This window comes from Aurantivibrio infirmus (assembly GCF_054767315.1).
This window is the reverse complement of the sequence record NZ_BAAFSK010000002.1, coordinates 33343-44764: the sequence shown is the minus strand read 5'-3', so window position 1 is coordinate 44764 and position 11422 is coordinate 33343. Positions and strand designations below refer to the sequence as shown.

Here is an 11422-nt window from a genome sequence, read left to right as displayed (position 1 = left end):
GTACCAAAAAATTAGCGGGAAAAAACGTTTATTCACTACAACTGATTAATTTGAGCTGATTTTTAACACCGTACTAGCAGCGCAGGTGATTTTCTAGACGTGCCCTTGGTTTTTGCGGTACACATACAACAGGTTAAATCTCATGAAAACAGTAATTACTAAGCGGCATATATCCAAGCTAGCTGATGCAATCCTCGCGGCCACCTTCGCTGCCAGCCTGGGCGGCGCGGCAAATGCTCAAGAAATTATCGCGCCACCAAAACCAAAAATTAGTGTTGAACCCACTATCGAAGAGATCGTTGTTACAACGAGACTAAAAGACAGTGCGACATCCATCGCTATCGAACGAATCGAACAGCCCTTCGCCGCCGATGTATTAAGCGTCGAACAAATTACTCGCGTTGGCGATTCGAACATTGCTTCCGCTCTACGTCGCGTTACTGGATTGAGTCTTGTTGATGGAAAATATATTTATGTTCGCGGTCTTGGTGAGCGCTATTCGAGTACTACTTTAAATGGTGCTGCAGTTCCTTCGCCAGAATTAACGCGAAATGTTATTCCCCTCGATCTTTTTCCAACCTCGATTTTACAATCGGTGAAAGTACAAAAAGCTTATTCTCCCGATCAACCTGCCGCATTTGGGGGCGGTAACATTGATATACGTACGCGCGGTGTTCCTGATTCGCCGGTATTTGGTATATCACTCGCAACAGGTTACGGATCAGAAAGTTCAAACAAAGGTTTGTCCCTTGCTGGCGATGGCGGCGACCTCCCAGACCAAATCGCAACTGCCATTAATACGTATCAAGGTGATATTGGAATCAATAGCATCCTACGCACAATAGATACAAATGGTGGTGCTGCTAGCGCAGCCGAAATTGCACAAGCGCAAGATATTAACCGCGAATTATTATTATCACTTAACCGAAATGTCGAGATTAAAGAGGAGTCACTTGATCCTGATTTCGGCGGTTCATTGGCATTAGGCAATTCTTGGTTTATTAATGATGATTGGACTTTCGGTACATTGGCTAATTTAGAGAGAACAACAAAAACGCGAAACGAAAATTTGATTGAAAGAAACTTAGTTGACCCGAGCAATCGCTATAACAATATTTCCAAAACCGTTGAAGAAGAAAATACGGTAGGCGCACTCAATTTTGGTTTGGAATATATTGGCAAACATAAAATCAGCACTAACAGCTACCTCATTCAGAATGACGAAGACCAATCTAGAATTGCAAATGGATTTGATTTAAATTTTTTAGCGGCTGACAACCAACAAAAACTCGGTTACAGCACGCAACTAGAAAAACGTGAATTGGTGATCAACCAAATTATCGGTGAACACAATATTGAAGATGAAGAATTCGGTTTTATCCCAATTCCAGATCCTTTTACTAGCCTCGATATCAATTGGTTTTATTCGGACTCCAAAGCCTCAACTGATATTCCTAACGCTTCCACTATTCAAGCTTCGAATCAGTTAGATCCAATCACTGGCGCTGTAGCAAGCACCGGATTATCGGCTTCAACTTCCGTCGCACAGTTTAATTTTCTAGAACTAGAAGATAAGGTTGAAAGCTATGGCGCTAATTTTGATGCGCCGTTTGTAACAGATAATTTCTATGGCTCGTTGACCCTGGGCTATAGCGAAAGCCAAAAGTCACGGGAATATTACGGGTATACAGCAAATATTAATGCCGTAGGTGTACTTTCCGCTGCATTAAACGGAACACCCGGACAAGTGCTGGCAAGCGCTAACCTAGCAGATCCCAACAACCCTTTTACAGTCTCATTAGGATCTGGGTTTGGAACAGAAAGCTATGTTGCTGCGCAGATCGTCGATGCAGTTTACGGTAGCTTCGACTTAACGTGGCGAGACACTTGGCGTTTGAGCGCAGGATTGCGCTGGGAAGATTTTCAACAAGCGGTTTTACCGGTCGATTTACTGGATTTTTCTGGTGTTACTACCACGCAGCTCATTAACGACTTACAAGAGCCTGGGCAAAGACTAGCGATTCAAGATGATGCTGTTTATCCAGCTGTTGCGCTAACATACATTAACGGCACTGAATTTTTAGGTACGCAAAATTTTCAAGTGCGGCTGGGCTTTGGCCAAACAGTCGTTCGACCTGATCTAAGAGAAATCGCAGATGTTCAGTATATTGATCCCGAACTAAATGTCCGCGTATCGGGAAACCCTTTACTGAATTTTTCTGAAATCGATCATGTTGACTTGCGTGCGGAATTATTCTTTCCAGAAGGTAGTAACTTCACCGCCGCTTTATTTTACAAGGACATTACTAACCCAATCGAACGAATCGAAGGTTTGGCTAGCGACACGAACAAAAAGCTTGAATACATTAATGGTGAATCTGGCGAAGTTTATGGTATCGAGTTTGAGGGCTTAAAAGAATTAGCCGGTGGATTTTTCCTCAGTGGCAACCTTGTATTCAGCGACTCTGAAATTGATTTGGGCGCTAACTCTAGTCAGACCAACCGGACCCGACGTTTAACTGGTCATTCCAAGTACGTTGTTAATACACAACTCGGTTTCGATTCGGAAAACGGTTTTCATTCTTTATCTGCGGTCTACAACGTCTTTGGCGAACGGGTTTTCTTTGGCGGACGCGACGGCAACGGCGATGCATTCGAACAACCCTTCCATTCAGTAGATTTAGTTTATTCTTACTATCCAACAAATAACATCACGGTCAAGTTGAAGTTGCAAAATCTTCTAAATCAAAAAGCTGAATTCGAGCAAGAAAGTATCAGCGATGGCAACATCACTATTATCGAGAAAGATGTAGGCTTGAATGCAAGTTTAGACTTTAGTTGGAAATTTTAAACCGTTCGCGGCTTTAAAATTAACAGAGTTGTATTAGTCCCCAAGCTCTAGGCCATCGCATGATGGCCTTTTTTTATCGCGCTCGACTATGGCCGATCTATTACCGCCATCGTTAAGCGTGAAATACAACTTAAACGATCCCTGTCATCATGAATACGAATATCCCACACTTGAGAAGTTCTACCAATATAGGCGGGCCTAGCAACGCAATGGACGACGCCTTTATTAATCCCGCGAACATGGTTGGCGTTAATTTCCTGACCCACTGCAACTTTTTTAGAGCGATCCAAGATTAAATTCGCCCCAATACTCCCCACCGTTTCAGCGAGAGCTACATTGGCTCCGCCGTGAACCAGACCCATTGGCTGCACAACTTTTTGACTTACCGGCATTGATCCAACAATAAAATCGTCGCCTACTTCTGTTATTTCAATCCCCATAAAACCTGCCATCGTATTTGGAATCATCCGTGACGCAAATTCAATTGAACTATCTTGAAACCAAATATGTTTACTCATAAAAATTTCCTAACATGTTTTTTTAAATGTAGAAATAAACGACTTATTCAACAATATCTGCAGAGCGCTTATCTGCCAAGCGCTGAACAGCAACTCTAAAAATAACGACTAAAACGGTAACCATAAACACAGGTAACCATACCCACAACATTTCATTCAATAATATTTTTTTAGCTGGGCCATTAAAAAACGCGCTAATACTTACCGGTGATGTCTCCAAGGGCCGCCACGGGAAAAAATATCGATCATTGTCCATGGGAATCAAGAAACCCACTCCCAAGCCGGCATCGGTGAATGCGTCGAGAATTCCGTGAGATATTCCCGCCACCGAAAGCAGAAAAACGATATACCACCAGTTTTTTGTACCAACTCCCATCGACCTAAATATAATTAGTCCGAAGCAAAATGCCGTAACAACAGAAAACAAAAGAGAGTGTGTAAAACCTCGGTGACCGAAGACATCGCTATAAGGAATGCCATAGCGAAAGCCAATACTATCCAGATCAGGTATCACCGCCAGCAAGATTAAACAAAAAATTAGACGCAAACGAGGAACTTTGATGAAGGTGGAACCATGAGAAGTAAATTTTTGCGGTGAGAAAACTGAGATGGCACCAGCAACTAAGGCATGAGTGATGACGGTTGCCATAATATCGAATCCCTAACAGTTGCTTTGTTTAATTCGTTTCATTCTATATCAGCATGGGATCATTGAGAATAGGACTATGAGACTGGAGAGTAACGATAACAAAGTAACTTCAGGTAATTATCCCCGGATACATCAGGAAAATCTTCGCTGTTCTCTAGGCGCACTAAGAATTCACACTCGGGGACGTTATTACAAAACAGTTCTTTTAAAGACTTCTCAGCTAATTCAGGAGAATTTAAGCAGGCCAAAATCTGTGTACCCTGACGAGCTAATTGCGGAATTTTTTTAATCAACTTCACGTAATCTTTTTCGGCAACAAAACTACCCTTCTGATAACTCGGCGGGTCGATAACAATAATGTCGTAAGGCGAATGCTTTCGAATTCGGCTCCAAGACTTCAAAATATCGAGGGCTAAAAATTTTATGTTGCCGGTATCTTGCTGATTGGAACGATGGTTATCTCTCCCCGTCGATAAAGCTGAACTGCTCATATCTACATTCACCACAGATAGCGCATCAACGCTTTTTGCTACCACCGAAAATGCACAGGTGTAAGAAAACAAATTTAATACAGTTTTCCCACGAGCGTTCTCTTCAAGCCACCGCCTACCAGGCTCCATATCGAGAAAAAAACCGACATTTTGCCGATTGAAGTTCAAGCAAAAACGTAAACCTTTTCGCAAAGCAAAGACTTGCTCGGGACATTCTCCTACGACAAATTCAATGGGTGATTTAGACAGATATCTTCTCTGCAGCGCAATGCTCGTTAATTTCGCAGTGGGCAACCCTTGTACTATTTTCGTTAGTACGTCTTCCAAAAAATCGTCTGGCGGTGCTTTGAATAGGGTTATTAATAAAACGGGTGCGAACACATCGACACAACACCACTCGAGACCTTGAAAGCACCCACCACGGCCATGAAAAATACGTCGACTATCATAAGCAGCGGAAAAGTCAGTTTCCTTTAAAAAACCATCCCATTTTTGAAGCACAGGATTCGCATCAACAGTTTTCATACAATTCTGACTCAGATCTTCATCGGTACTCATTCTCTAAAACAATCCTGCTTGTTTCGCTTCGTGGTTCAATAGCCATTGCTTTTTAGTGATGCCGCCACCGTAACCGGTTAATTTCCCTGTACTACCGATAACCCGGTGGCAGGGGATAATAATACCAATGGGATTTTTGCCATTGGCTAAGCCAACAGCGCGCATCGCTTGCGGTGAACTAATTTGTTCAGCAATCGCTTTATAAGATGTCGTTTCGCCATACGCAATCGTCAATAAAGCTTGCCAAACTGTACTTTGAAAATTTGTTCCTCGTGGTTTCAAAGGCAAATCAAAGATTACTAATTCACTTGCAAAATACGCGTCGACTTGTTTTTTTGCTTCGATAAATAATGCGTCTTGTCGTTTCCAATTATCTTGCTCTAACGGCCGATATCGCTGCGAATTCATATATAGGCCAGTAATATTTTCACCATCACCTAATAACAGTAAGTCACCCAAAGGGCTTTTTATATTGGAGTAATATCGAATCGAGTTTCGTTTCATCATCCACCCGAGTTTAGGCTAGACCAAAGATAGAGTGCGCCATAGGCTCGCCAAGGGCGCCATTTTTCCGTAGCCGCAATAACTTCTTTTGACGAACTAACATTGAGTGCTTTAAATAAACCTAAATCTGAATCCGGGAGTGCATCAGCATCTGCAAAAGCGCGAATCGCAATATATTGCGCTGTCCAGGGACCAATCCCTCGGATAGCCAACAGCGCTTGTTCCGCCGCTACTGCATCTGCACCCATCGTTAAATTAACTTCTTTTTTAAACACAGCGCGTGCTAACAATAAAACCGTTTCCGCACGTTTCCGGGTTAACCCTAAGCCAATAATCGTTTCGAGCGATTGATTGGCGATAATGTCGGCACGGGGTGCCAGCCGGCAAACTTTTTCGAAGGGTGTTTTGATTTCTTCACCAAAAGCAGTAACGAAACGCCCAAAAATAGTCGTGGCGGCTTTTACGCTAATTTGTTGACCGAGCACTGCTCTTAATGCAAGCTCAAAACCATCGACAGCACCAGGTACTCGCAGGCCTGGCAGTTTTTTAATGATGGGCTTGAGAACTTTTTGTTTTAACAAATGAGATTCGACTACAACGGGATTCGCATCGAGATCAAAAAGAAAACGCAGCTTTGCTTTTAACAAGGTTAAACACGGCAGCAAGGTATCAGAAACTTCAACAATAATTTGATTTTTTTCTGGTAGAGCCCATGCGGTAAACCAGCCACGGTGATCACCCAAACAAATGCTGCGACTATACCGAGAGCCATCGACTTGATCCAAATAACCAGCACTACGACTAGCCAAAAATTCAATCAACTGCTGCCAGGCAAGTGGAGGCCGATAAGCTAGTCGTAAAATTATTCCCGCTGACTCTTCTGTTAATTTATTTTTCTTCCGTAAAGTCGAAGGGTTTAGGCCGTAGTGTTTTTTAAATGCATAATTAAATTGACGAACACTTGAAAAACCACTGGCAAAAGCAAGATCAGTAATTTTTAACTTCGTATCAGTTAATAGTTGCTTTGCCATCAATAGACGATAGGTTTGGGCTAAGGCAATTGGACTAACGCCAAATTCACTTTGAATTGCACGGCGAACTTGCCGGGAACTTATCGAAAATTCTTGCGCAAGTGTTTCGATACTCTCATCAATAAGCGCACCCGATTGAATTTTTGCAGCGACTTTTTGTGCGAGGGTTTTAAGCGCATCGTTTCGAGAGTTGCCCGGCGCAAGCTCTGGCCGGCACCGTAAACAAGGTCGGTATCCGGCTTGTTCTGCGCTTGCCGCATGACGAAAATAATTACAACGATCGGCTCTAGGCAAACGAACTCGACAGACGGGACGACAATAAATCCCAGTCGTAGATACACCAACGAAAAACATGCCATCAAATCGCGGATCGCGAGATTTTAAAATTTCGTGATATTGATCCGAGGTTAAGACTTCAGTTTTGGTTTTGGTTTCGGCTAAGGAAAGTGAACTGGCTGTCGTCATAATGGCTAGCATTCTAACGCGAGCCCGCTAGAAACCTAGCCATTTTCGGACATCATCCCAAAATTTATTTGTCCACTTAAACTAAAGTAAATAATCGTTTCGCTGGGTGGGCTGATCTGACAAATATTGAATGAACTCCCATTCGATACCATTGCCGTCCAGGTAATACACTCGACGGCGAAATGGATGCGTATCAAGATCACCGGTGTCAGCAGGGGAGAAACCTTTAGCCTCTAATCGCGCCATTAATCGCTCGACGTCATCGACAACAAATCCCACATGCATGAGACGATAGTCCTCCTCATATTTGTAGGGCTCGACTAATACCGCCTGCTCCTGTCCCAGCGCTCGGGTTTGCAGCAGAGCAATGTACGTGTCGTCATTTCCAAAGTGCAGCCAGTGCCCAAATGACTCGCTGTAACCACGGCCTCGCTCAACATAATCACTGAATGCTGCCGCTAAAAAAGCCTGGGTTTTGGCGATGGAAGGTACTTTGATATTGATATGCTCTAGCTTGAAACTCATCTTGGCCTCCTAATTTCAAAATTCTCAATCTTATATAGCAAAGCAATTACTTTACTATATAGAAGAGCATAATTAAGTAAAGTGAAAACTTTACTTAATTGCTCGCTATGGCACACTATCGAGCAACTCACCCAACGACTCAGAAAACGCGAAATAGAATTCGATGACCGAACTAGCCGATAGCCAAGAAGCATTGCTCCTCAAGCTCAAACAGAAGGGGCCGCAAACAGCCAAAGCCCTTGCCGAGTTGTTAAATATCACCACCATGGGGGTTCGGCAGCACCTCAAATCCTTGAGCGAAAAAGCTTATGTAGAACAAATAGAAGAAACTAAGCAACTGCGTGGACGCCCCGTAAAGCCCTGGAAGCTCAGCAAAAAAGGCCATCAGTTTTTCCCTGATTCTCATTCACAGGCAACACTTGAGTTAATTGCCTCAGTGCGGGAAGTTTTCGGCGAACCTGGTTTAGATCAACTTATTAACCAACGAACAGCAACGACACTTGAGCAGTATCGTCAGGAATTGGCTTCGAGCATTGGCTTACCCGAACGAATTAACTCTCTCAGTCAAATTCGCGAACGAGAAGGCTACATGTCTGAAGTAAAGAAAAATGGCAAAGGAGAATGGCTGTTAATTGAGAATCACTGCCCTATTTGCGCCGCTGCGGAATCTTGTCAGGGCTTTTGTCGTTCGGAGCTGGAAGTATTCCAAGCCCTATTTGAAAATATAGCGCTTGTGGAACGGATAGAACATATCCTTCTTGGCGCGCGACGATGCGCCTATAAGATTACTTCAATCGAGAAATAGCTTACGGGAAGCTTCGACTATACTCTCCCCATATCGATACTTTATTACGTTTATTAAACTGTAGTATTTAAACAGCAGCGCTTCGGTGGCAGATTTTATGCTTAGCATTAAAAATTTAATTCTTATTTTAATACTTTCTTCGCTGGCCTTATCTTCACATTCGCAGGTATATAAATGGATAGATGATGACGGAAAGGTTCACTATTCCGATAAAAAACCAGCTGAAGATGCTATCGATATGAATATCACGCAAGACGTGATGCCAGCGCCGAAGGAAATTACTAAAGCGTCACCGATTTATTATTCCGGCGACAACTCAGCGCGCTGGGTATTAATTGACACCCTCGATTATGCTCCAATTGAGCAAAACGGAAAACCCAAAATAGCGTTATTTTATTTTGGTGGCGACTGTGCACTACCCACATCAATTTACTGGGAAGAGCTGGAGCGATATTATCCCGAAGTAATCCCAAAAGGAACGCGCTATTTTAATCGTATTTCTAGCGCCTTTTATGGCAATGGCTATCAAATTGCAGCAACCGAAACCGAAAAAATGAATCGACAACTAATAGCGTCTCAAGCGCATCGTTTGGAAGCACAGATTGTCGATATGAAGCTAGAAGCTTGCGCGATAAAATTACGATACAATCAGCACGCGCAAAATTTAAATGAATTTACCAGTAGAGATTTTAAAATTGCACAAAATTGGATGAAAATAAACTGGAGACTTTACGACAACGCATCGGACAAATTGATTTACGAGAATACCAGCGAAGGAGCGGCAAAGAGTAACGAAAAAAATCGCGGCGCCATACCCTATGCAATTCGCGATAGTCTTCATGAAGCAACATTGCAATTATTAAGTGACCCAAATTTTGTCGCGCTGTTGAAGTCTCCGGTTTCAAACCGGGTAACTACGCCACCCCCACCACAACCAAAAAGTACTCTTGAAAAAATACGAGACACCTTTACCGGTAAATATAAAGACCGAACTCGGTTTGTAAACATACTAACGGGCACAAGCTACCTAAAAGCCGCCGCTACAGAACATTATGCGAATGATGGGCAATGGGCAACCAGCCTTACTGATTTAAAATTGGAAGTATCGGATTTATTTTCTGCGGATCAAGTACGCAGCATTACTTTACGATTTGACGGCACCATTGATTTAGACGTATCACCTGCTTTCGGATCTAACACTGCAATTTGGCTTATCCCTGATGAAAAAAATAATGGCGCGTTAATATCCTGGCGCTGCCAAACAAATGTTGGCGCCGGTGATGACGTCGGCGGTTGCACTTCGTTTTAATAGGTATCCGCTAAAAATTATTTAAGATATTCTATTTTTCCAATCAGCTATATCGGCTTCTACTGCTTTTTTCATTCGCGTTATATTTTCTTCACGGATCCGCATCTTAGTAGCGAGATGAGCGTCCAGGTCTAATTGGACAAAGGCTTCAGCTTTTTTGGTGGCCGCAGATCTCAGGTTTTCAGAATCTTCAAGGGAATCTATAAATCCACCTGTTAATGCGTCTTCTAAAGAAAAATACTCTGCCGTTGTCATCGCGCGATTGAAAATGGCAGGGCTCAATTTAAAACGACATATCTCGCTGGCGAAATGTGGAACGGTCATTCCTATTGCAACTTCGTTTGCACTTATTTTTATATTGTCTCTAATAGCGACTCGATAATCAGCGGCAAGTAACAGAAACACTCCCATTGCCAAAGCGTGACCCGTGCAAGCAGCGACTATTGGGGTAGGAAACGACATCATCCTCTCAATTGTTCTAGCGCCGAGTGTTAGCATTTCAATAAGCTCCCCATCGTTTTTTGCAAAAACAGAAAGATCGAAACCCGCAGAAAATATTCCCGCCCTACCAATCAACAGAACAACACCGTTATCTTTTTCCGCATCATCGAAAGCACTATTTAGCGCGGTTAACATTTCTACGGACATCACGTTCGCTTTCCCGTCGTCAATATTGATGGTGCTGACGCCATTACTATATTTATAGGTCACTGATTTTTTCATCCTTACTCCCGCTTACTCTATTTAAATTTCTTAATTACAAACCAGGAATTCTCACACACTACCAAGACTGCTCATTCAAGTTTTTTAATTGTTTAAAGGTCCAACAAAGGCTTATTATGATCTCGGTTTAAAAATCAGTTTAATCTGCAACTTTATATGATCAAGATAATATGAAAACACTAAAGTGTGCTAGGGAGGAAGTGTATGCCTTACAGTAAATCCCATAAAAACCAAACACGTCGACGCATAATGGAAAATGCCTATCGTTTATTTATTGAAAATGGTTATGAGGCAATAACAATTAAACAAATTATGGAGGCCAGTGAACTTACTCACGGGGCTTTTTACGCGCATTTTTCTAGCAAGAAAGAACTGTTCACCTTAGCGATTTTAAAAAATGATGCTGCGACCGAAACCACGGATGATCGATGCGATGCAAACCTGTTAGCAGATAGCAGTACGGGTGATTTACAAATTAGTGCGCAACGACTTCAAAGCCTCTCTTTTGCAAGTAAGATTTTTCGTGATGACTCAATGAAAAATGATCCGACGCTAAGATCCGCCTACACCCAAGCATTTAAATCGCTGTGTAAAAAAATGCTAGATGACCACGGATCAAAGGAAACCGAAACAGTCTTGCCAATGGCTGCGATGCTAATTGGTGCGGAAACGCTAGCGCAAACTGTTGACGATCTTGAGATTCGCGATAAATTAATTGAGTCTTGTAAACGACAAGCGGAGTTGCTTGTACAAGGCGGGCAAAAAAACCAGCTAAACAACTATTTTTGGGAGCTGGCAGAACCAAGCGCTTAAATTACAGGGCGCGTTTCACTATTTTAAATACGCGCCATCTAAGTATTTTTTCTTATTTTTCTCCCATAAAAAAAACACTAACACGGTCTGTTTTGGCGTAAATCCTGCTGAGTTTACGGCTTTATTACAGAGTATTTACCCGTGATCAACAAATTTTTGATTTTCTATTGACTTTTAGAA

The 11422-nt window shown here is 42.5% G+C and carries 11 protein-coding genes; 4 read left to right on the top strand and 7 right to left on the bottom strand.

Going from position 1 to position 11422, the window contains the following annotated elements; genetic code table 11:
- Positions 1-142 precede the first annotated feature (142 nt).
- Positions 143-2851 carry a TonB-dependent receptor domain-containing protein gene (locus tag ACYUCY_RS03905; protein ID WP_460225155.1) on the top strand — a complete coding sequence of 903 codons (2709 nt, stop codon included), beginning with the start codon at positions 143-145 and terminating at the stop codon, positions 2849-2851.
- 86 nt (positions 2852-2937) lie between these two features.
- Here ACYUCY_RS03905 and ACYUCY_RS03900 read toward each other — a convergent pair whose 3' ends face one another.
- From ACYUCY_RS03900 to ACYUCY_RS03875, 6 genes are all read right to left on the bottom strand, one after another.
- Positions 2938-3369 carry a hotdog fold thioesterase gene (locus ACYUCY_RS03900; RefSeq protein ID WP_460225154.1) on the bottom strand — a complete coding sequence of 144 codons (432 nt, stop codon included), beginning with the start codon at positions 3367-3369 and terminating at the stop codon, positions 2938-2940.
- A gap of 43 nt (positions 3370-3412) precedes the next feature.
- Positions 3413-4018 (bottom strand): metal-dependent hydrolase, encoded by a 606-nt coding sequence (locus ACYUCY_RS03895; protein ID WP_460225153.1) that lies wholly within the window; start codon positions 4016-4018, stop codon positions 3413-3415.
- 74 nt (positions 4019-4092) lie between these two features.
- Positions 4093-5067, bottom strand: a complete 975-nt coding sequence (locus tag ACYUCY_RS03890) for a class I SAM-dependent methyltransferase (protein ID WP_460225152.1) — start codon at positions 5065-5067, stop codon at positions 4093-4095.
- Positions 5068-5070: 3 nt separating this feature from the next.
- Entirely contained in the window at positions 5071-5571 is a 501-nt protein-coding gene (locus ACYUCY_RS03885) for a methylated-DNA--[protein]-cysteine S-methyltransferase (protein WP_460225151.1), read from the bottom strand.
- On the bottom strand, positions 5571-7067 hold the full coding sequence (locus ACYUCY_RS03880) for a DNA-3-methyladenine glycosylase 2 family protein (RefSeq protein WP_460225150.1): 1497 nt from the start codon (positions 7065-7067) through the stop codon (positions 5571-5573). The genes ACYUCY_RS03885 and ACYUCY_RS03880 overlap by 1 nt, the downstream gene beginning before the upstream one ends.
- Positions 7068-7148: 81 nt before the next feature.
- Positions 7149-7592: a VOC family protein gene (locus tag ACYUCY_RS03875; protein WP_460225149.1), complete on the bottom strand. Its 444-nt coding sequence runs from the start codon at positions 7590-7592 to the stop codon at positions 7149-7151.
- 163 nt (positions 7593-7755) lie between these two features.
- Between ACYUCY_RS03875 and ACYUCY_RS03870 the strand changes: the two genes are divergently transcribed.
- Together ACYUCY_RS03870 and ACYUCY_RS03865 are read left to right on the top strand one after the other, a co-directional pair.
- Positions 7756-8397, top strand: coding sequence for a helix-turn-helix transcriptional regulator (locus tag ACYUCY_RS03870; protein WP_460225148.1), 642 nt, complete (start codon positions 7756-7758; stop codon positions 8395-8397).
- Positions 8398-8494: 97 nt separating this feature from the next.
- Positions 8495-9706, top strand: coding sequence for a DUF4124 domain-containing protein (locus ACYUCY_RS03865; protein ID WP_460225147.1), 1212 nt, complete (start codon positions 8495-8497; stop codon positions 9704-9706).
- A gap of 21 nt (positions 9707-9727) precedes the next feature.
- Here ACYUCY_RS03865 and ACYUCY_RS03860 read toward each other — a convergent pair whose 3' ends face one another.
- The gene (locus tag ACYUCY_RS03860; RefSeq protein ID WP_460225146.1) at positions 9728-10429 is read right to left on the bottom strand and encodes a crotonase/enoyl-CoA hydratase family protein; all 702 of its coding nucleotides are present in this window, start codon (positions 10427-10429) and stop codon (positions 9728-9730) included.
- Positions 10430-10633: 204 nt separating this feature from the next.
- Between ACYUCY_RS03860 and ACYUCY_RS03855 the strand changes: the two genes are divergently transcribed.
- Positions 10634-11242: a TetR/AcrR family transcriptional regulator gene (locus tag ACYUCY_RS03855; RefSeq protein ID WP_460225145.1), complete on the top strand. Its 609-nt coding sequence runs from the start codon at positions 10634-10636 to the stop codon at positions 11240-11242.
- Positions 11243-11422: the final 180 nt, after the last annotated feature.